Annotated in this window: 33 protein-coding genes; all 33 read right to left on the bottom strand. The window is 54.9% G+C overall.

The features are described 5' to 3' along the window. Position 1 precedes the first annotated feature (1 nt). Positions 2-892 carry an energy-coupling factor transporter ATPase gene (locus B2X55_RS01250; protein ID WP_286820570.1) on the bottom strand — a complete coding sequence of 297 codons (891 nt, stop codon included), beginning with the start codon at positions 890-892 and terminating at the stop codon, positions 2-4. A gap of 184 nt (positions 893-1,076) precedes the next feature. Next, positions 1,077-1,415, bottom strand: a complete 339-nt coding sequence (rplQ, locus tag B2X55_RS01255) for a 50S ribosomal protein L17 (RefSeq protein ID WP_036377775.1) — start codon at positions 1,413-1,415, stop codon at positions 1,077-1,079. 19 nt (positions 1,416-1,434) lie between these two features. After that, complete coding sequence (locus B2X55_RS01260) at positions 1,435-2,394, bottom strand: DNA-directed RNA polymerase subunit alpha (RefSeq protein WP_286820572.1); 960 nt, start codon at positions 2,392-2,394, stop codon at positions 1,435-1,437. 49 nt (positions 2,395-2,443) lie between these two features. Next, positions 2,444-3,037, bottom strand: a complete 594-nt coding sequence (gene rpsD / locus B2X55_RS01265) for a 30S ribosomal protein S4 (RefSeq protein WP_005842145.1) — start codon at positions 3,035-3,037, stop codon at positions 2,444-2,446. 19 nt (positions 3,038-3,056) lie between these two features. Further along, entirely contained in the window at positions 3,057-3,449 is a 393-nt protein-coding gene (gene rpsK, locus B2X55_RS01270) for a 30S ribosomal protein S11 (RefSeq protein WP_005842142.1), read from the bottom strand. A 17-nt stretch (positions 3,450-3,466) separates the two neighbouring features. Continuing rightward, on the bottom strand, positions 3,467-3,838 hold the full coding sequence (rpsM, locus tag B2X55_RS01275; RefSeq protein WP_036377765.1) for a 30S ribosomal protein S13: 372 nt from the start codon (positions 3,836-3,838) through the stop codon (positions 3,467-3,469). A 26-nt stretch (positions 3,839-3,864) separates the two neighbouring features. Then, positions 3,865-3,978 (bottom strand): 50S ribosomal protein L36, encoded by a 114-nt coding sequence (rpmJ, locus tag B2X55_RS01280; RefSeq protein WP_005842139.1) that lies wholly within the window; start codon positions 3,976-3,978, stop codon positions 3,865-3,867. 133 nt (positions 3,979-4,111) lie between these two features. Further along, positions 4,112-4,330 carry a translation initiation factor IF-1 gene (infA, locus tag B2X55_RS01285; protein ID WP_009645081.1) on the bottom strand — a complete coding sequence of 73 codons (219 nt, stop codon included), beginning with the start codon at positions 4,328-4,330 and terminating at the stop codon, positions 4,112-4,114. A gap of 209 nt (positions 4,331-4,539) precedes the next feature. After that, a complete protein-coding gene (locus B2X55_RS01290) occupies positions 4,540-5,184 on the bottom strand; it encodes an adenylate kinase (RefSeq protein WP_036377758.1) in 645 nt (214 codons plus the stop codon). Between the two features lie 14 nt (positions 5,185-5,198). After that, entirely contained in the window at positions 5,199-6,455 is a 1,257-nt protein-coding gene (secY, locus tag B2X55_RS01295) for a preprotein translocase subunit SecY (RefSeq protein ID WP_036377753.1), read from the bottom strand. Between the two features lies 1 nt (position 6,456). Continuing rightward, entirely contained in the window at positions 6,457-6,897 is a 441-nt protein-coding gene (rplO, locus tag B2X55_RS01300; RefSeq protein WP_005842128.1) for a 50S ribosomal protein L15, read from the bottom strand. A 22-nt stretch (positions 6,898-6,919) separates the two neighbouring features. Then, positions 6,920-7,105, bottom strand: a complete 186-nt coding sequence (gene rpmD, locus B2X55_RS01305; RefSeq protein ID WP_036377750.1) for a 50S ribosomal protein L30 — start codon at positions 7,103-7,105, stop codon at positions 6,920-6,922. A gap of 15 nt (positions 7,106-7,120) precedes the next feature. Next, positions 7,121-7,627, bottom strand: coding sequence for a 30S ribosomal protein S5 (rpsE, locus tag B2X55_RS01310; RefSeq protein WP_036377748.1), 507 nt, complete (start codon positions 7,625-7,627; stop codon positions 7,121-7,123). Positions 7,628-7,652: 25 nt separating this feature from the next. Beyond that, positions 7,653-8,012 carry a 50S ribosomal protein L18 gene (gene rplR, locus B2X55_RS01315; protein WP_036377745.1) on the bottom strand — a complete coding sequence of 120 codons (360 nt, stop codon included), beginning with the start codon at positions 8,010-8,012 and terminating at the stop codon, positions 7,653-7,655. A 30-nt stretch (positions 8,013-8,042) separates the two neighbouring features. Then, positions 8,043-8,594 (bottom strand): 50S ribosomal protein L6, encoded by a 552-nt coding sequence (gene rplF / locus B2X55_RS01320; RefSeq protein ID WP_036377741.1) that lies wholly within the window; start codon positions 8,592-8,594, stop codon positions 8,043-8,045. Positions 8,595-8,616: 22 nt separating this feature from the next. Continuing rightward, on the bottom strand, positions 8,617-9,015 hold the full coding sequence (gene rpsH / locus B2X55_RS01325; RefSeq protein ID WP_036377737.1) for a 30S ribosomal protein S8: 399 nt from the start codon (positions 9,013-9,015) through the stop codon (positions 8,617-8,619). A 33-nt stretch (positions 9,016-9,048) separates the two neighbouring features. Beyond that, positions 9,049-9,234 carry a type Z 30S ribosomal protein S14 gene (locus tag B2X55_RS01330; protein WP_036377733.1) on the bottom strand — a complete coding sequence of 62 codons (186 nt, stop codon included), beginning with the start codon at positions 9,232-9,234 and terminating at the stop codon, positions 9,049-9,051. A 14-nt stretch (positions 9,235-9,248) separates the two neighbouring features. Then, positions 9,249-9,788 carry a 50S ribosomal protein L5 gene (gene rplE / locus B2X55_RS01335; protein ID WP_005842117.1) on the bottom strand — a complete coding sequence of 180 codons (540 nt, stop codon included), beginning with the start codon at positions 9,786-9,788 and terminating at the stop codon, positions 9,249-9,251. 20 nt (positions 9,789-9,808) lie between these two features. Next, on the bottom strand, positions 9,809-10,141 hold the full coding sequence (gene rplX, locus B2X55_RS01340; protein WP_036377730.1) for a 50S ribosomal protein L24: 333 nt from the start codon (positions 10,139-10,141) through the stop codon (positions 9,809-9,811). An 18-nt stretch (positions 10,142-10,159) separates the two neighbouring features. Continuing rightward, positions 10,160-10,528, bottom strand: coding sequence for a 50S ribosomal protein L14 (gene rplN / locus B2X55_RS01345; protein ID WP_005842114.1), 369 nt, complete (start codon positions 10,526-10,528; stop codon positions 10,160-10,162). A gap of 30 nt (positions 10,529-10,558) precedes the next feature. Then, positions 10,559-10,816: a 30S ribosomal protein S17 gene (rpsQ, locus tag B2X55_RS01350; RefSeq protein WP_036377724.1), complete on the bottom strand. Its 258-nt coding sequence runs from the start codon at positions 10,814-10,816 to the stop codon at positions 10,559-10,561. A 38-nt stretch (positions 10,817-10,854) separates the two neighbouring features. Beyond that, positions 10,855-11,049 (bottom strand): 50S ribosomal protein L29, encoded by a 195-nt coding sequence (gene rpmC, locus B2X55_RS01355; RefSeq protein WP_005842110.1) that lies wholly within the window; start codon positions 11,047-11,049, stop codon positions 10,855-10,857. Further along, a complete protein-coding gene (rplP, locus tag B2X55_RS01360) occupies positions 11,039-11,482 on the bottom strand; it encodes a 50S ribosomal protein L16 (RefSeq protein WP_036377718.1) in 444 nt (147 codons plus the stop codon). Before rplP ends, rpmC begins: the two co-directional genes overlap by 11 nt. Beyond that, positions 11,482-12,150 carry a 30S ribosomal protein S3 gene (rpsC, locus tag B2X55_RS01365; RefSeq protein ID WP_036377712.1) on the bottom strand — a complete coding sequence of 223 codons (669 nt, stop codon included), beginning with the start codon at positions 12,148-12,150 and terminating at the stop codon, positions 11,482-11,484. Before rpsC ends, rplP begins: the two co-directional genes overlap by 1 nt. A gap of 17 nt (positions 12,151-12,167) precedes the next feature. Then, positions 12,168-12,503, bottom strand: coding sequence for a 50S ribosomal protein L22 (gene rplV, locus B2X55_RS01370; protein WP_036377705.1), 336 nt, complete (start codon positions 12,501-12,503; stop codon positions 12,168-12,170). A gap of 21 nt (positions 12,504-12,524) precedes the next feature. Beyond that, the gene (rpsS, locus tag B2X55_RS01375; RefSeq protein WP_036377701.1) at positions 12,525-12,806 is read right to left on the bottom strand and encodes a 30S ribosomal protein S19; all 282 of its coding nucleotides are present in this window, start codon (positions 12,804-12,806) and stop codon (positions 12,525-12,527) included. Positions 12,807-12,855: 49 nt separating this feature from the next. Next, a complete protein-coding gene (gene rplB, locus B2X55_RS01380) occupies positions 12,856-13,683 on the bottom strand; it encodes a 50S ribosomal protein L2 (RefSeq protein WP_072003590.1) in 828 nt (275 codons plus the stop codon). Between the two features lie 23 nt (positions 13,684-13,706). After that, positions 13,707-13,988 carry a 50S ribosomal protein L23 gene (gene rplW, locus B2X55_RS01385; protein ID WP_005842100.1) on the bottom strand — a complete coding sequence of 94 codons (282 nt, stop codon included), beginning with the start codon at positions 13,986-13,988 and terminating at the stop codon, positions 13,707-13,709. Next, positions 13,988-14,611 (bottom strand): 50S ribosomal protein L4, encoded by a 624-nt coding sequence (rplD, locus tag B2X55_RS01390; RefSeq protein WP_036377685.1) that lies wholly within the window; start codon positions 14,609-14,611, stop codon positions 13,988-13,990. The genes rplW and rplD overlap by 1 nt, the downstream gene beginning before the upstream one ends. 23 nt (positions 14,612-14,634) lie before the next feature. After that, positions 14,635-15,279 carry a 50S ribosomal protein L3 gene (rplC, locus tag B2X55_RS01395; protein ID WP_036377679.1) on the bottom strand — a complete coding sequence of 215 codons (645 nt, stop codon included), beginning with the start codon at positions 15,277-15,279 and terminating at the stop codon, positions 14,635-14,637. Between the two features lie 18 nt (positions 15,280-15,297). Further along, entirely contained in the window at positions 15,298-15,609 is a 312-nt protein-coding gene (rpsJ, locus tag B2X55_RS01400) for a 30S ribosomal protein S10 (protein ID WP_029540488.1), read from the bottom strand. Between the two features lie 175 nt (positions 15,610-15,784). Next, positions 15,785-16,978: an elongation factor Tu gene (gene tuf / locus B2X55_RS01405; RefSeq protein ID WP_036377671.1), complete on the bottom strand. Its 1,194-nt coding sequence runs from the start codon at positions 16,976-16,978 to the stop codon at positions 15,785-15,787. Positions 16,979-16,995: 17 nt separating this feature from the next. Continuing rightward, on the bottom strand, positions 16,996-18,912 hold a 1,917-nt coding region (gene fusA, locus B2X55_RS01410), incomplete at its 5' end, for an elongation factor G (protein WP_286820581.1).

Genomic DNA, 18,912 nt, shown 5'->3' on the forward strand with positions numbered 1-18,912 from the left:
GTCAACCCCTCCCCTCTCTTGTGGCAGCAGTCAAGCCGTGCGGATAATCCGCGAGTGTGACGAGCGCAGAGGTGAGCTCATCATCCGTCAGGATGTCCTGCGGCACGTCGAGGCCGGACGCGCGAAGCTCCAGGCCGAGCTCTGTCGCCAGCGGCACATCGAGGCCGAACGCCTTGAGCGCAGCGGCCTTCCGGAAAATCTCGCGCGGCGTGCCGTCGTCAGCGACGCGACCGTTCGCCATGACGATGACGCGGTCTGCCAGCGCCGCCTCCTCCATGAAATGCGTAATCAGCACGATCGTGATGCCCTGCTGTTCGTGCAGGCGGCAGACCGTCTCCATGACCTCGGCGCGCCCCTGCGGGTCGAGCATGGCCGTCGGCTCGTCGAGCACGAGGCAGCGCGTCTTCATCGCCAGTGCCCCCGCAATCGCCACGCGCTGTTTCTGGCCGCCTGAGAGCAGATGCGGCGCAAACTTGCGGTAATGCGTCATGTTGACACAGGCGAGCGCCTCGCGCACAGCCGTGCGGATCTCATCCGGCGGCATGCCGAGGTTCTCGGGTCCAAAGGCGACGTCATCTTCCACGACAGCTGCGATGAGCTGGTTGTCGGGGTTCTGGAAGACCATGCCGACCTGCTGGCGGATCTTCCAGAGCTCGCCTGTATCGGCTACCGCAGCCGTGTCAAGCCCGCCGATACGGCAGGCGCCAGACGTCGGCAACAGGAGTGCATTGAGGTGTTTCGCGAGCGTCGATTTGCCCGAGCCATTCGCGCCGAGCACCGCAACGAATGCCCCCTCCTCGACCGCAAGGCTCACATCATCGAGTGCACGGTGCTCCTGCTCCGTGCCGGCCTGATAGCAGTGCGAGAGATGTTCCAGCTCAATCCATGCCATACCTTCACCTTCCCTTTCGAATCAATGGTCTTATTATACCGCAGATTGACGGTCAACACAAACGCCAAACAAAGTTGACGAAAGAATAGTACGCTTTCAGTACGCTGCATGCCGCGAGGAGCGCAAAAAAAGACTGCCTGCGTGGGCAGACAGCCTTTGTATGGTCCGTATATCCGTATATGGATTACACGAGCTCGATGATGACCATCGGAGCAGCATCGCCGCGGCGAACGCCGAGCTTGAGGATACGCGTGTAACCGCCCTGGCGGTCAGCGTACTTGCTTGCGATCTCATCGAAAAGCTTTCTTACTACATCTTCATCAGCCAGCTGAGCGATTGCCTGGCGACGAGCGCTGAGGTCACCGCGCTTTGCGAGCGTGATGAGGTTTTCAGCGAACTTACGGAGCTCTTTTGCCTTAGCTTCCGTCGTCTCAATGCGGCCATATCTGAAGAAGGAAGTGAGAATGCTCGTGAACAGCGCCTTGCGGGCTGCGGAGTTACGTCCTAATTTTCTGTAGCTCATTGATTTCCCTACTTTCCTGTCAGTCGTTGTTTTGTTTGAGCGTTAAACCGAGTTCCTCGAGCTTCTTCTTGACTTCCTCAAGAGATTTGCGTCCGAGGTTGCGGACCTTCATCATGTCATCTTCCGTCTTCTCAGCAAGGTCAGCGACCGTGTTGATATTGGCGCGCTTGAGACAGTTGAAGGAACGTACGGAGAGGTCGAGGTCTTCGATCGTCATATCGAGAACCTTGGAAGAATCGTCTTCTTCCTCCTCTGGGAAGGTTGCTTCCTCTTCTTCCTCTTCCTCCGGCAGGCCATCCATGTTCTGGAACAGCTTGAGGTGCATGACAAGAATGCCAGCGGCCTTGCTGACGGCCTCTTCCGGGCGAAGCGAACCATCGGTCCAGACTTCGAGGATCAGGCGATCATAGTCCGTGACATTGCCTACACGCGTATCCTGTACCGTGTAGTTCACGCGTTTGACCGGGGAGAAGATGGAGTCGATCGGAATGACACCGATCGTGTCGTCCGGCTTCTTGTTCTTGTCCGCCGGGACGTAGCCACGGCCACGCTCGATAGTCATCTCAATCTTGAGCTTGCCGTCTTCGTTGACCGTTGCAATGTGGAGGTCCGGGTTAAGGATCTCGATGTCGGCATCACAGATGATGTCGGCAGCCGTTACCTCTTTTTCTCCCTCAACATCGATGCGGATGATTCGCGGCTCGTTGCCCGTCATCTTGAGGCAGAGCTCTTTGAGGTTGAGGACGATGTTCGTCACATCATCCCGGACGCCCGGAATCGTGGAGAACTCGTGGAGAACGCCATCGATTCGGATGGAGGTAATCGCAGCACCTTCGAGAGAAGACAGCAGCATGCGGCGCAGGCTGTTGCCGAACGTCGTGCCGTAACCGCGCTCGAGCGGCTCGCAGATGAACTTGCCGTAGCGGTTGTCTTCACTGATTTCCGCAATTTCAATTTTCGGTTTCTCGATGTCTATCATCTTGAATGAACCTCCTCAATAACACTATGCGCACAGGCACAAATATTCATTATTTGGAGTACAACTCGACGATAGCCTGCTCATTGACAGGAACATCGATCTCATCACGGTTCGGGAAACGCGTTACCGTACCCGTGAGGTTGGCCTGATCGGCCTGGAGCCATGCCGGAGCAGACAGTGCGTTGCTGCTCTCCTTGAGCTCCTTGAAGAATGCATTGCTCTGGCTCTTCTCTGCCACAGCGATGACGTCGCCAGCGTTTACGAGTGCGGACGGGATGTCAACGCGCTTGCCGTTGACCGTGAAGTGGCCATGACGGACGAGCTGACGAGCCTGACGGCGCGTGTTGGCGAGGCCAAGGCGGTAAACGACGTTGTCGAGACGGCGCTCGAGAAGGCCGAGGAGGTTTTCACCCGTGACGCCCTGCATCTTCTTTGCTTTATCGTAGTATCCACGGAACTGCTTCTCGAGCACGCCGTAGATGAACTTTGCTTTCTGCTTTTCCTTCAGCTGCGTGCCGTACTCAGAAACCTTGCGGTTCGTGCGACGGAGCTGACGCTTCGATTCTTTGGAACGACCAATAACAGCCGGCTCGAGGCCGAGGGCACGGCATCTCTTCAGGGCTGGTACTCTATCAATTGCCATCGGTTAAATGCACCTCCTATTATACTCTTCTACGCTTCGGCGGACGGCATCCGTTGTGCGGAATCGGGGTAACATCCTTGATCATGTTGACCTCGAGGCCCGTTGCCTGCAGGGAACGGATTGCGGCTTCACGGCCGGCACCAGGACCCTTGACGTAAACTTCGACCTGCTTGAGGCCGTGTTCCATAGCTGCCTTTGCAGCCGTCTCAGCTGCCATCTGTGCAGCGAACGGCGTGCTCTTGCGGGAGCCGCGGAAACCGAGGCCACCAGCGCTGGCCCAGGAAAGTGCATTACCGCTCTTATCGGTGAGCGTAACGATTGTGTTGTTGAACGTAGAGCTGATATGTGCTACGCCATATTCAATGTTCTTACGAACTTTTTTCTTCGTGCGAACTGCTTTCTTAACTGCCACCAGTTAACCCTCCTTTATTAGTCCTTTTTCTTGCCTGCTACAGCCTTTTTCGGGCCTTTACGCGTGCGGGCGTTGTTCTTTGTGTTCTGTCCACGGACAGGAAGACCAAGACGGTGGCGACGACCACGGTAGCAGCCGATATCAACGAGTCTCTTGATGTTCATCTGGCGCTCGCGGCGAAGGTCACCTTCGACCACGACGTTCTTATCGATGACATCACGAAGTTTTACAACTTCGTCCTCCGTGAGGTCTCGCGTACGAGTATCCGGATTGATGCCAGTCATCTTCAGGAGATCCTGAGAAGTCTTGAGACCAATACCAAAAATGTACGTCAAAGCAATTTCAATTCTCTTGTCACGGGGTAAATCTACACCGGCAATACGTGCCATTAATAAAGCACCTCCTTATTCATTCATTAACCTTGTCTCTGTTTGTGTTTCGGATTTTCGCAGATGACCATTACACGGCCTTTGCGCTTGATGATCTTGCACTTCTCGCAAATCCGCTTTACTGACGGTTTTACCTTCATCGTTATATGCCCCCTTTTCGATATTGTCAGCCTTGTCATTTTGCTAGTATACCATGTTTCCACGGTTCTGCCTAGTGGCAGGAGCGAAAAAAGTCAAATATTTTTTCACGATGGGCAAAATGAACAGCCTGGCTCATTTGAATCGGTAGGTTATACGGCCGCGCGTTAAGTCATAAGGCGTGAGTTCGATCGTGACTTTGTCACCGGGAAGGATGCGGATGAAATTCATGCGGATCTTACCGGATACATGCGCCAGTACAACGTGACCATTCTCCAGCTCAACCTGGAACATTGCATTCGGCAGTGCTTCCAGGACTTTGCCTTCTACTTCAATAACATCTTGCTTCGACATGTCATTTCTCCCTTTATGCTTCATGGAAATTGGTTGGGCCAAAGTCATCTCATCTAAGGAGTGTGATTTTCTAATGCCATGCCCAACAACAGGTTATTCTTCTAAAAAATGCATATATCATTGTAATGGGCGGCCAATGGCCGCCCTTACAATAACATCTATCATTCGGTGGTGATCCCGTGCAGATGGGAATCACCGACAGCCTCCGGTCAAGCCTTCAGTGTCTCGATGAGATCCTGCGTGACTTTCTCGATGGACTGTCTGCCATCGACTTCCGTATAGACACCGGCTGCCTTGTAGTAGTCGATGAGCGGCTTCGTCGAAGCCTCGTATACGGAAAGGCGATTCTTCATCGTCTCTGCCGTGTCATCCGCACGCTGGAAGAGCTCGCTGCCGCACACATCGCAGATGCCCTCTTTCTTTGGAGGGTTGAACTTCGTGTGATACGTAGCACCGCACTTCTTGCAGATGCGGCGCCCGACTGCGCGCTCGATGAGGTCTTCAGCCGGGACGTTGATGTTCAGGACGCGCGTGAGCGTGAGGCCGAGATCCTTGAGGATTCCCGTCAGGGCATCTGCCTGCTCGACCGTGCGCGGGAAGCCATCGAGGATGAATCCCTTCTTGCAATCGTCTTTAGAGAGACGCTCGCGCACGATGCCGATCGTGACGGAATCCGGTACAAGCTTGCCTGCGTCCATGCACGCTTTCGCCTGCTTGCCGAGCTCCGTTCCCTCTTTGACCGCTGCACGGAACATATCGCCCGTGGAGATGTGCGGGATATCGAAGGCTTTGACGAGCTCAGCCGCCTGCGTGCCCTTACCGGCACCCGGGGGGCCCATTAACAAGATATGCATGATGCTTCCTCCTCTTATTTCATGAACCCTTCGTAATGACGCATGACGACCATGGACTCAATCTGCTTCATCGTCTGCAGTGCAACACCGACGACGATGAGCAGGGCCGTACCGCCGAAATAGACACCTTCGATATGCGTTGCCGCAGCAATCATATTCGGAAGGACGGCGATGAAGGCCAGGAACACGGAACCTGCCAGCGTGATACGCGTCAGGACATGATCCAGATAATCTGCCGTTGGCTGGCCTGGGCGGATGCCAGGGATGAAGCCACCGTATTTCTTCAGATTGTCCGCCATATCCGGGATCTTTACGGTAACAGCCGTGTAGAAATACGTGAAGAAGATGATCAGCGCGACGTAGAGCGTCGTCTGAAGCGGCTTGCCCCACTCGAGATAGCTGGCCACCGTCTTGACCCAGGGCACATCGATGAACTGGGCCACGGTCACCGGGAACATCAGCACGGATGACGCAAAGATGATGGGAATGACGCCCGCCTGATTGACTTTCAGCGGGATGTGGCTGGAATGACCGCCATACGCTCTCTGACCGACCACGCGCTTGGCGTAGGAAATCGGGATGCGGCGGAAGCCCGTCTCAATGTGGATGACAAAGACGACCATCGCCAGGGCGATGACGCCAAACAGGAACACACTGAAATAGCTGATCGTGCCAGCCTGCACATAATGGTAGATCGTTCCGATGTTCTTCGGCAGGGCCGCAACGATGCCGGCAAAGATGATAAGCGAGATACCATTGCCGACACCCTGCGCCGTAATCTGCTCGCCCACCCACATGAGGAATACCGTACCGGCCGTCAGCGTGATCGCGATGATCAGGATGTTGACGGGGTTCGGATTCAGGATGGCTTCCTTCAGGCCAATGGACATGCCGATTGCCTGGAGGAAGGCGAGCACGACGGTCAGATAGCGCGTGACCTGCGTCGTCTTCTTGTGCCCCTCCTCGCCTTCCTTCGACCACTGCTCGAGGGTCGGGATGACGACATTCAGGAGCTGGATGATGATGGCCGCATTGATGTACGGCGTGATGCTCATCGCGAAGATGGAGAACTTACTGAACGCACCACCGGAAAAAAGGTCCAAGAGACCGAACAGATTGCCGTTTGCGAAGAGCTTCTCGATCGCGGTCGGATCAACTCCCGGGACGGGGATGTGCGTCCCCATCCGGAAGATGGCGAACATGATCAACGTGAAGATGATCTTCTGGCGAAGTTCGGGTATCTTAAAGATGTTGCCAAGGGCTGAAAGCACCTCAGATCACCTCGACTTTGCCACCTGCTGCCGTGATCTTCTCCTCTGCGGATTTCGTGAAGCCGTTGGCACGGACCGTCAGCTTCTTCGTGAGCTCGCCGTTGCCGAGGATGCGGATGCCATCCTGAACGTTCTTCAGGATGCCGGACTCAACGAGCACGACCGGATCGACCGTCGTGCCGTCTTCGAAGCGGTTGAGCGTCTCAACGTTGACTTCTGCGAACGTCTTAGCCCAGACGTTCTTGAAGCCGCGCTTCGGCAGACGACGGTAAATCGGCATCTGGCCGCCTTCAAAACCCGTGCGAACGCCGCCGCCGCTGCGGGAATTCTGGCCTTTCATGCCGCGACCAGCCGTCTTGCCATTGCCGGAGCCGAGGCCGCGGCCGACGCGGTTGCGGACCTTGCGGGAACCAGCTGCTGGCTGTAATTCATGTAACTTCATCTAGTGCACCTCCTGTCTCGTCTTAGTCTGCGATTTCTTCTACCTTGATCAGATGCTCTACTTTGTGGAGCTGGCCACGGATGGCCGGGTTATCCGGAAGCTCAACAACAGAGTTGATCTTGCGCAGTCCAAGAGCACGAACGGTTCTGCGCTGCGTTTCCGGGCGACCGATCAAGCTTCTCTTCAGCGTGACTTTAACTTTTGCCATTTTGTGAGCCTCCTATTAACCTAAGATTTCCTGAACCGTCTTACCACGGAGCTCAGCGACAGCCTCAGCACGCTTGAGTGCCTTGAGGCCTTCCATCGTTGCGCGGACCATGTTGTTCGGGTTTGCGGAGCCGAGAGACTTCGTCAGGATATCGCGGATACCAGCGAGCTCGAGGACGGCACGAGCCGGGCCGCCAGCGATGACACCAGTACCTTTGGCAGCCGGCTTCATCATGACTTTGCCAGCACCGAAGATGCCGATCATCTCGTGCGGGATCGTGCGGTTGTCGTAGAGGGCGACTTCGACGAGGTTCTTCTTCGCATCCTCGACGCCCTTGCGGATTGCCTCCGGAACCTCAGCAGCCTTGCCGAGGCCAACGCCTACCTTGCCTTTCTTGTTGCCGACGACAACAAGGGCACTGAACGAGAAGCGGCGGCCGCCCTTGACGACTTTTGCAACTCGATTGATATATACAACTTTCTCCTCGAACTCAGGAGTCTCGTTGTCCATATTTCTAGCCATTCATTTACCTCCTTTGGACTTTGTCTTAGAATTTCAGCCCAGCTTCACGGGCTGCTTCAGCGAGTGCGGCGACACGGCCATGGTAAACATAGCCGCCACGGTCGAATACGACTTCCGTGATGCCCTTTTCGAGAGCGCGCTTAGCGACTTCTGCACCGACAGCCTTAGCTGCTTCGATGTTGCCGCCGTAGTTCTCGAAACCCTTGTCCTGGGAGCTTGCAGAGACGAGCGTTACGCCCTTCTCATCATCGATGACCTGCGCATAGATGTTTGCGAGGCTGCGATATACGTTGAGGCGCGGACGAGCCGCCGTGCCTGCGATATGGTTGCGGACGCGCAGATGACGTTTCTGGCGTGCCTTGTTCTTATCTGCTTTAAGAAGCACAGAGATTCACTCCTTTCTAGAATTTGGTCCTTATTTCTTGCCCTTAGCGCCGGCTTTACCTTCCTTGCGGCGGATGTGCTCACCAGCGTACTTGATACCCTTGCCTTTGTACGGCTCCGGCTCACGGAAGCTGCGGATCTCCGCAGCGATCTGGCCGACAACTTCCTTGTCGATGCCCTTGACCGTGATGGCATTGGCCGACGGAACATCGAACTCGATGCCCTGCGGCGGCTCAACGACGACCGGATGGGAGAAACCAAGGGAGAGGTTGAGGTTCTTGCCCTGCTTCTGGGCACGATAACCAACGCCGTTGATTTCGAGGTTCTTGGAGAAACCTTCCGTTACGCCGACGACCATGTTGTGGATCAGCGTACGGCTGAGACCATGGAGAGATCTGTGCGTTTTATCGTCGGAAGGACGCGTTACCGTGATAACATTGCCTTCGACGGTTACTTTCATATCCGGATGAATGTGGCGGGAAAGTTCACCTTTCGGGCCCTTTACTTTCACCAGATTGTCCTCGCCGAGCGTAACCGTTACGCCAGCCGGGATTTCAATCGGTGCTCTACCAATTCTTGACATCTGTACACCTCCTGACTACTAATTACCAAACGTAAGCGATGACTTCGCCGCCGAGACCAGCCTTGCGGGCCTGCTTGTCGCTCATGATGCCCTTCGAGGTGGAGATGATGGCGATGCCAAGGCCGCCCAGGACACGCGGAAGCTCATCGTGCTTTGCGTACTGGCGAAGGCCCGGTTTCGAAATGCGTTTGATACCGGAGATGACTTTCTCACGCTGCGGACCGTACTTGAGGTCGATCGTGAGAACGCCCTGCTTGTTGTCCTCCGTGAACGTGTAGTCTTTGATGAAGCCCTCTTCCTTCAGGACCTCTGCAATAGCGGTCTTGATCTTGGAAGCCGGGATTTCCACCTTCTCGTGGAATACAGAGTTTGCATTGCGCAAACGGGTCAGCATATCTGCAATAGGATCAGTCATTACCATGTGAACCGATATCCTCCTTTCAAAATGTCAAAATTACCAGCTGGCTTTCGTTACGCCAGGGATAGCACCTTTGTAGCTCTGCTCGCGGAAGCAGATACGGCACATGTCGAACTTGCGCATATAACCATGCGGACGGCCGCAGATCTTGCAGCGGTTGTAGCCGCGCGTGGAGAACTTCGGTTCCTTGCTCCACTTCTCAATCATAGACTTCTTAGCCAAGTTTCCTTACCTCCTTATGCTTTGAACGGCATACCCATGAGTTTCAGGAGCTCTCTGGCTTCTTCATCCGTCTGTGCCGTCGTAACAATTACAATGTTCATGCCACGGATCTTATCGATCTTATCGTATTCGATTTCCGGGAAGATGAGCTGCTCTTTGAGACCGACAGCGTAGTTGCCACGGCCGTCGAAAGCCTTGTCAGATACACCGCGGAAGTCACGGACGCGCGGGAGAGCGACGTTCATGAACTTATCGAGGAACTGGTACATGCGCGTGCCGCGCAGCGTTACCTTGCAGCCGATCGGCATGCCTTCACGCAGTTTCCAAGCGGCGAGGGACTTCTTCGCACGCGTCAGGAGCGGCTTCTGGCCCGAGATGATCGTCAGATCATTCACGGCAGCATCGAGGGCCTTCGGGTTGCCAACGGCTTCACCGACACCCATGTTGATGATGACTTTCTCGATTTTCGGAAGCTGCATGACGTTCTTGTAGCCGAACTTCTCCGTCATAGCCTTGCAGACTTCGTTCTGGTATTTTTCCTGTAATCTATCCACTTATGCTCCTCCTTTCGTGATTATTTCGTCTGGTCGATGACTTCGCCGCACTTCTTGCAAGCGCGGACCATCTTGCCATTGACTTCCTTGTGAGCAACGCGCGTTGCCTTCTGGCATGCCGGGCAGACGAGCATGACTTTGCATGCATGCATCGGAGCTTCCTTGACGAGAATGCCGCCCTGCGGAGCCTTCTGGTTCGGCTTCGTGTGACGCTTCACTTTGTTGACGCCTTCGACGACAACCTTACCCTTCTTCGGCATAGCTGCGATGACTTTGCCCTGCTTGCCTTTATCTTTGCCGGACAGCACGAGAACCGTGTCGCCCTTCTTAACGTTCAGTTTTACGAGTGACAAAATAGCACCTCCTCACAATTAAAGTACTTCAGGAGCCAGGGAAACGATCTTCATGAAGTCTTTATCGCGAAGCTCTCTGGCTACCGGTCCAAAAATACGCGTGCCTTTCGGCGTCTTGTCGTCCTTGATGATGACGGCTGCATTCTCGTCGAAACGGATGTAGGAGCCATCTGCACGGCGCAGGCCCTTGACGCTGCGGACTACGACTGCCTTTACGACATCGCCCTTCTTGACCGTGCCGCCCGGAGCAGCAGATTTGACTGCAGCTACGATGATATCACCAATGTTAGCGTATTTACGGTAGGAACCGCCGAGAACACGGATGCACATGATTTCCTTTGCACCAGTGTTGTCACCAACATTCAGGATGGTTTGCTGTTGGATCATTGTTTGACCTCCTTCTTCGATAATTTGGGATTATTTCGCGCGTTCTACGACTTCAACGACTCTCCAGCGCTTCGTCTTGGACAGCGGGCGCGTTTCCATGATGGAAACCTTGTCGCCAACATGTGCGTCGTTCTTCTCATCGTGTGCGTGGAATTTGACCGTTCTCTTGACCGGCTTCTTGTAAAGCTTGTGCTGCTCGAGTTCCTCGACTGCAACAACAACGGTCTTGTCCATCTTATCGGAGATGACCTTACCAATCTTAGTCTTACGTACGTTTCTTTCGCTCATCAGGGAGCCTCCTTCCTTCTGCATATCAGTTTCCGTGATCAAGCCTTGAGCTCGTTCTCACGCTGGATCGTCTTGATGCGGGCGATCGTCTTCTTTACTTCCTTGATACGCATCGGGTTCTCGAGCTGGCCGGTGGCGAGCTGGAAACGGAGGTTGAAAAGTTCCTCTTTGAGCGAAGCAAGCTTCTGGTTGAGCTCCTCAGCGTTCATCTCGCGAATCTCATTAACCTTCATTTACTTCACCGCCCTCTGCTTTATTGTCTTCCTTCACAACGAACTTCGTCTTGATCGGGAGCTTGTGGCCTGCGAGACGCATTGCTTCCATAGCGATTTCCTTGGAAACACCATCCATCTCGAAGAGCACGCGGCCCGGCTTCACGACAGCTACCCAGTACTCCGGCGAACCTTTACCGGAACCCATGCGCGTCTCAGCCGGCTTTGCCGTTACCGGCTTATCCGGGAAAATCTTGATCCAGACCTGGCCACCGCGCTTGATGTAACGCGTCATGGCGATACGAGCTGCCTCGATCTGGCGGTTCGTGATCCATGCCGGCTCCAGTGCTACAAGACCGAACTCACCATGGCTCAGCGTATTGCCGCGATGAGCCTTGCCCTTCATGCGGCCACGGAACTGTTTACGGTATTTGACTCTCTTTGGTAATAACATTAAGCTTCGCTCCCTTCAGCTGCAGTCTTAGCCTGCTTTCTTTCCGGAAGAACTTCGCCCTTGAAGATCCAGACCTTGATGCCGATGCGGCCATAAGTCGTGTGAGCTTCTGCCGTACCGTAATCGATATCAGCGCGGAGCGTATGAAGTGGGATACTTCCTTCACGATAGGATTCCTTACGTGCGATCTCAGCACCGCCAAGGCGACCGCTGCAAGCGATCTTGATGCCCTTAGCGCCGAGACGCATCGTGCGGCCAACGGCCTGCTTCATCGCACGGCGGAAAGCGATGCGGCGCTCGAGCTGCTGAGCGATGTTCTCAGCGACGAGCGTAGCGTCCATATCCGGCTGCTTGATCTCTGCGATGTTGATGTCCACGCGCTTCGTCGTGTACTTCTTCAGACCTTCTTTGATCTGCTCAATGCCCGAACCGCCACGGCCGATGACCATGCCCGGCTTAGCCGTATGGATCGTGAGCTTCAGACGGTTCTTGCTGCGCTCCGTCTCGATTCTGGACACACCGGCTGCCTGAAGGCTCTGCTTCAGATAGTCACGGATTTTGATATCTTCATGCAGGTTCTCTGCAAAATCTTTGTCTGCATACCACTTAGCATCCCAGGTCTTGACGACGCCAAGACGAATACCATGCGGATTTACTTTCTGACCCAAACCGTTTCCCTCCTTGCTCAGTTCTTCTCGTCAACGACGATGGTTACATGGGACGTACGCTTCAAGATCTTGAACGCCTGTCCACGGGAACGCGGATGGATGCGCTTGAGCGTCGGGCCCTGATCAGCGAAAGCCGTCTTGACGTAGAGCTTCTCGACGTCCATATCAAAGTTGTTCTCAGCGTTTGCAACAGCAGAACGCAGGACTTTCTCAACTACCTCGGCACCAGCCTTCGGCGTGAATTTCAGAATCGCGAACGCTTCAGCGACGTTCTTGCCACGGATGAGATCCATGACGACACGAACTTTGCGCGGAGCGATGCGAACATATTTAGCTACTGCTTTAGATTCCACAAGGATTCTCCTTTCGCAAAATTATCTCAGAGAGGTCTTTCTCTCTTCGCCGGCATGGCCTTTGAACGTGCGCGTCGGTGCGAACTCACCGAGCTTATGGCCTACCATGTCTTCCGTGATGTAGACCGGCACGTGCTTGCGGCCATCATGGACGGCAATCGTGTGACCGACGAAATCCGGGAAAATCGTGGAGCTTCTCGACCAGGTCTTGACAACCTTCTTATCGTTAGCCTCGTTCAGGGCCGTGATCTTCTTCATCAGGCTCTCTGCAACGTAAGGTCCTTTTTTAATAGATCTTGACAAAGTGTCTCCTCCTTTCGTCAGGCGGCACTAGGCTGCCTGTCGATTTCTATTATTTCGTGCGTCCTTTGACGATGAGCTTGTCGGATGCTTTCTTGCGACGGGTCTTTGCACCCATAGCGCATTTGCCCCATTTCGTAACAGGGTGCTTGCGGCCAACAGGGGAGCGGCCCTCGCCGCCGCCGTGCGGATGGTCGTTCGGGTTCATCGCTACGCCGCGGTTCTCCGGGCGAACGCCGAGCCAGCGGTTACGGCCAGCCTTACCGATCGTGATGTTCTCGTGTTCGAGATTGCCGACCTCGCCGATCGTGGCGCGGCAATTGATGTGCACCTTGCGGAGCTCACCAGACGGCATGCGGAGGAGTGCATAATCGCCTTCCTTAGCCATGAGCTGTGCGGACGTACCAGCACTGCGGACGAGCTGTGCGCCCTTGCCGATCTTGAGCTCGACATTGTGTACCGTCGTGCCGACCGGGATGTTCTTGAGCGGGAGTGCGTTGCCGACCTTGATATCAGCGTCCGGGCCGGAAACGACCTGATCGCCGACCTTGAGGCCGTTCGGTGCGAGGATGTAGCGCTTCTCGCCGTCAACGTAGTTGAGCAGAGCAATGCGGGCGCTGCGGTTCGGATCGTACTCGATCGTAGCGACGCGAGCCGGGATACCGTCCTTCGTGCGCTTGAAATCGATCACGCGATAGAGGCGCTTATGGCCGCCGCCCTGATGGCGGACGGTCAGGCGGCCCTGCTGGTTACGGCCGCCGTTCTTCTTCAGGCGTTCCGTCAGGGACTTCTCAGGCTTGCTTGCCGTGATCTCATCGAACGATGCGACCGTCATGAAGCGTCGGCCTGCAGAATATGGTTTAAAACTCTTTACTGCCACTTAAATGTACCTCCTTTTCTCGATTATGCCTCGAAGAACTCGATGCTTTCGCCAGCAGCGAGCTTCACGATGGCTTTTTTATAGTCAGGGCGCTTGCCAGACGTGCGGCCCATGCGTTTCGTTTTGCCAAGTACGTTGACCGTATTGACTTTCTCAACTTTGACTTTGAAGATCTCAGCGACTGCTTTGGCAATCTCGATCTTGTTGGCTGCTTTCGCAACAACGAAGACGTACTTGCCTTCAGCCATGAGCTGAGTCGTTCTCTCAGTGATCAGCGGACGGATCAGGATATCACGTGCTTCCATTATGCGAATACCTCCTCGATACGGGTGATGGCATCCTTCGTGATGAACAGCTTGTCATGATGAAGGATATCATAGACATTCAGGCCAAGAGCCTGGATGGCTTTCGCACCCGGGATGTTGCGTGCGGATTTCTCGACGTTCTCAGCTTCATCAGCCGTGATGAAGAGAGCCTTGGAATCGACGCCGAAGTCACCGAGCATCTTGACAACCTGCTTCGTCTTCGGAGCATCGAAGTTGAGGCTCTCGAGAACGATGAGGTCGCCGCTCTTGACTTTATCGGAGAGTGCGCACTTGAGTGCGAGGCGACGCTGCTTGCGCGGCATGCTGAACGCATACTTGCGCGGATGCGGTCCGAAGACCGTACCACCGCCAACCCACAGCGGGCTGCGCGTCGAACCAGCACGTGCACGGCCCGTGCCCTTCTGCTTCCACGGCTTACGGCCGCCACCGCGGACAAAGCCGCGCGTCTTCGTGGCATGCGTGCCGAGGCGCTGAGCTGCGAGCTGCATCACGACGGCCTGATGCAGGAGGCCTGCATTCATCTCTACGCCGAAGATGCTGTCATTCAATTCGATATCGCCAACCTGATTGTTGGTGATGTCATAAACTGCTACTGTAGCCATAATTGTTGGTGTCCTCCTTCCAATCAGTTTTTGCCCGGCTTAACGGTGTTCTTGATCACAACGAAGCTCTTCTTCGGGCCCGGAATAGCACCCTTGATGAGGATGAGGTTGCGGTCTGCATCGACACGGACGACCGTGAGGCGCTGAACCGTAACGCGCTCGCCACCCATGCGGCCCGGCAGCTTCTTGCCCTTGAGGACACGTCCGCCAGGACCGGAAATCATAGCACCCGTGGAACCCGGCTCACGATGGGACTTGGAGCCATGGCCCATAGGACCGCGAGCGAAGTTGTGACGCTTGATACCGCCGGCAAAACCCTTGCCCTTGGAAGTACCCGTAACATCAACAAGTTCTCCAGCACTAAATATGTCAACGCCGATGGTGTCACCGACTTTGTATTCAGAAGCATCTGCAAGACGCATCTCGCGAATGAACTTTACAGGGCTGACGCCTGCCTTCTCGAAATGGCCTTTCAGGGGTTTGTTCACTTTATTTTCTTTAACTTCACCGAAGCCGAGCTGTACTGCATTATAGCCGTCGGACTCAACCGTCTTGTTCTGGATGACGATGTTGTTGCCAGACTCTACGACCGTAACCGGGACAACCTTGCCTTCTTCCGTGAAGATCTGAGTCATACCAAGTTTTCTACCTAAGATAGCTTTCGACATTCATTCCACCTCCTCGGATTAAAGTTTGATCTCGATGTCTACGCCTGCCGGCAGGTCAAGACGCATCAGAGCATCGACCGTCTTGTTGGTCGGCTGTAGGATGTCGATCAGGCGCTTATGCGTGCGCATTTCAAACTGCTCACGGCTGTCCTTGTTGACATGCGGGGAACGCAGGATCGTGTAGATGTTCTTTTCCGTCGGAAGAGGAATCGGACCGGATACCATTGCACCAGTCTTCTTTGCCGTATCGACAATCTTTACGGCACTCTGATCGAGGGCTTTATGATCATAAGCCTTCAAACGGATTCTGATTTTCTGCTGTTTAGACAATTTGTTTTTCCTCCTTATCGTCCAGGCTCTTGGCCCAAACATTTCTCCGTAACAGTTCCCTCGGGTACACCCGAGCCATCTGCCACGTCATCGCATTGGGGGGTACCATATTGATTTTAACCTTTAAATAAGAGCGACGCGAGCGCCGCTCTTATGAAAAGATTAAGTTGAAAGATTAGCCTTCGACTTCCGTTACGCGGCCAGCACCAACCGTGTGACCACCTTCGCGGATAGCGAAGCGCAGGCCCTTCTCGATAGCGATCGGGGTGATGAGCTCAACTTCCATCTCGACGTTATCGCCAGGCATAACCATCTCCGTGCCTTCCGGCAGTTTGACTACGCCAGTTACGTCCGTCGTGCGGAAGTAGAACTGCGGGCGATAGTTCGTGAAGAACGGCGTATGACGGCCGCCTTCTTCTTTCGTCAGGACATAGACCTGAGCCTTGAACTTCGTGTGCGGATGAATCGTGCCCGGCTTTGCGAGAACCTGGCCACGCTCGATCTCTTTGCGGTCGATACCACGGAGCAGAGCACCGATGTTGTCGCCAGCCTCAGCGAAATCAAGCATCTTGCGGAACATCTCGATGCCCGTGACAACCGTCTGACGCGGCTCGTCCTGCAGACCAACGATCTCAACCGTATCGTTCATCTTGAGCTCACCACGCTCAACGCGGCCCGTTGCAACCGTACCACGGCCCGTGATCGTGAAGACATCCTCGACCGGCATCAGGAACGGCTTAGCGTTGTCGCGCTCCGGCGTCGGGATGTAGTCATCAACAGCTTCCATGAGCTTGATGATGTTCTTCTTCTGCTCTTCGTCGCCTTCGAGGGCCTTCAGAGCGGAGCCAGCGATTACAGGGATGTCATCGCCCGGGAAATCGTAGCTGGAGAGCAGCTCGCGAACTTCCATCTCGACGAGCTCGAGGAGCTCCGGATCGTCAACCTGGTCAACCTTGTTGAGGAAGACAACGATTGCCGGAACACCGACCTGGCGAGCGAGCAGGATGTGCTCACGCGTCTGCGGCATCGGGCCATCAGCAGCGGAAACGACGAGGATAGCACCATCCATCTGAGCGGCGCCCGTGATCATGTTCTTGACATAGTCAGCGTGGCCCGGGCAGTCAACGTGTGCATAGTGACGTTTCGGCGTCTCATACTCAACGTGTGCCGTGTTGATCGTGATACCGCGCTCGCGCTCCTCCGGAGCCTTATCGATATCAGCGTAATCTTCGAAAGAAGCTTTGCAACCCGGAGTCTCGGAGAGAACTTTCGTGATTGCAGCCGTCAGCGTCGTCTTGCCATGGTCAACGTGACCGATGGTACCGATGTTAACATGCGGTTTGGTTCTTTCAAACTTTTCTTTAGCCATTGTGATTTTTTCCTCCCTTATTCACCTTTGTTTTTTGCGACAATCTTGTCAGCAATATTTTTAGGAACTTCATCATAGTAAGCAACTTCCATGCTGTAGTTCCCTCGGCCCTGAGTCTTGGAACGCAGATCCGTCGAGTAACCGAACATCTCGGAGAGCGGAACGAAGCCCGTGATGACCTGGGAACCATTGCGCGCTTCCATACCATCGATACGGCCGCGGCGGGAGTTCAGATCGCCGATGACATCGCCCATGTACTCTTCCGGTACAGTGACTTCGACTTTTACATACGGCTCAAGCAGAACCGGATTTGCTTTTTCAGCACCATTGCGGAAGGCCATGGAGCCGGCAACCTTGAATGCTGCCTCAGAGGAGTCGACTTCGTGGAAGGAACCATCGAAGACCGTTGCCTTGATGTCGACCATCGGATAACCAGCGACAACGCCAGCTTCCATAGCCTGCTTGACACCATCTTCAATCGGCTTGATGAATTCTTTCGGGATAGCGCCGCCGACAACCTTGTTCTCGAACGAGAAGCCTTCGCCCGGCTCCTGCGGCTCGAGTTTGAGCCAGCAGTGACCGTACTGGCCGTGACCGCCGGACTGGCGGACGAACTTACCTTCAGCCTCAACGGACTTGCGGATTGTCTCGCGGTATGCAACCTGCGGCTCGCCGACTTTGCAGTCGACCTTGAACTCGCGGAGCATGCGGTCAACGATGATCTGCAGGTGAAGCTCACCCATGCCGGAGATGATCGTCTGGCCCGTCTCCTGGTCCGTGCGGACGCGGAAGGTCGGATCTTCTTCTGCGAGCTTCTGGAGTGCTACGCCCATCTTCTCCTGGTCGTTCTTCGTCGACGGCTCAACTGCAACGGAGATAACCGGATCCGGGAATACCATCGACTCGAGGATGATCGGATGCTCTTCATCGCAGAGCGTGTCGCCCGTCGTCGTGTCCTTGAGACCGACAGCAGCAGCGATATCACCGCTGTAGACGCGGTCGATTTCCTTACGGTTGTTCGCATGCATCTGCAGGATACGGCCGATACGCTCTTTCTTGCCCTTCGTGGAGTTGTACACGTAAGAGCCGCCATCGAGGATACCGGAGTATACGCGGAAGAATGCGAGCTTGCCGACGTACGGATCCGTCATGATCTTGAATGCGAGAGCGGCGAACGGCTCATCGTCGCTCGACGGACGATGGTCCTCTTCGCCCGTTTCCGGGTTGATGCCAGCGATTGGCGGGATATCCGTCGGAGCCGGCATGTAATCGACGATTGCATCGAGGAGCGGCTGGACGCCCTTGTTGCGATAGGAAGTACCGCAGGTGACCGGGCAGAGTTTGCAGGAAACCGTACCCTTGCGGATAACAGCCTTGATCTCGTCTTCCGTGATCTCCTCGCCGCCGAGATATTTCTCCATGAAGTCATCGTCGAGCTCGGAAAGAGCCTCGAGGAGGATTTCACGGTATTCTTCAGCCTGATCCTTCATGTCATCCGGGATCGCGACTTCATCTTCGACTTTGCCGAGGTCGTCTTCATAGACGATGGCTTCCATCTTGACGAGATCGATGATGCCCTTGAACGTGTCCTCAGCGCCGATCGGCAGCTGGATTGCAACTGCGTTTGCATTGAGGCGTTCCTTCATCATCTTGATGACATTGAAGAAGTCCGCGCCGGTGATGTCCATCTTGTTGACATAAGCCATACGCGGAACATTGTAATTCTCAGCCTGACGCCAAACGGTCTCAGTCTGAGGCTCAACGCCGCCGCGAGCAGTCAGGACTGCTACAGCGCCATCGAGTACGCGCAGGGAACGCTCAACCTCTACCGTGAAGTCCACGTGACCCGGCGTATCAATGATGTTGATGCGATGATTTTTCCAATGGCAGGTCGTTGCAGCGGACGTGATCGTGATACCACGCTCCTGCTCCTG

Source organism: Mitsuokella sp. UBA4253 (genome assembly GCF_002395285.1).
GTDB lineage: Bacteria > Bacillota > Negativicutes > Selenomonadales > Selenomonadaceae > Mitsuokella > Mitsuokella jalaludinii.